This is a genomic window from Xenorhabdus yunnanensis, from assembly GCF_028598805.1.
In the GTDB taxonomy this organism is placed as follows: Bacteria; Pseudomonadota; Gammaproteobacteria; order Enterobacterales; family Enterobacteriaceae; genus Xenorhabdus; species Xenorhabdus yunnanensis.
Genome location: NZ_JAQRFI010000198.1, coordinates 1 through 729, shown reverse-complemented (window position 1 = coordinate 729; position 729 = coordinate 1). Strand labels below are relative to the sequence as shown.

Here is a 729-nt window from a genome sequence, read left to right as displayed (position 1 = left end):
TAACCCGAATTCTGGATAAGAAATTGACGAGAAGCCTGTTCCGGGAGCAAAGTTTTGGTGAACGCCGAAAACAGCTCCGGGGAGGAACAGGCTATGAATAAATTAGTTGAAATTTTCTGCGATGTCGACGATTTTTGCCGTTTTTTCATCCCTCAGTGGACGCAGTTTTGCCTTGATAACGGATACCGTCTACGTCGCCGACAAGGTCGCATGTATCCCAGTGAAATCATGACCATTTTGATCCTCTTTCATCTGTCACATTACCGTGATTTTAAACATTTTTATCTGGCGCAGATTTGGAAATATCATCACAACGATTTTCCCGCTTTGCTCAGTTATACCCGTTTTATTCGTGTTGCCCCTTTCGTTTTGATGCCACTATGCAGTTATCTGACTCAATTAAAAGGAAAACCCACAGGCATTGCTTTTATTGATTCCACGAGTTTGCGCGTTTGTCATAACATCCGGATTCCCCGCCATAAAGTCTTTGAAGGGATAGCGCAACGAGGAAAAACCTCAATGGGTTGGTTTTACGGTTTCAAATTGCACCTGGTTATCAACCATCAGGGGGAAATTCTGGCACTTAAAGTGACGGCAGGTAATGTGGATGATCGAGAACCTGTTCGTGAATTAACAAAAGAATTAACGGGTTCTCTTTATGGTGATAAAGGTTATCTCAGCCAGGAACTGGCTGACGATTTAGCTAAAACGGGGATCACTTTCATCACC

Annotated in this window: 1 protein-coding gene; it reads left to right on the top strand. The window is 43.2% G+C overall.

All coding sequences use genetic code 11. The annotated features are described in order from the left end of the window. Positions 1–93: 93 nt before the first annotated feature. The coding region (locus tag PSI23_RS21735) for an IS982 family transposase (protein WP_273557014.1) at positions 94–729 on the top strand (636 nt) is incomplete at its 3' end.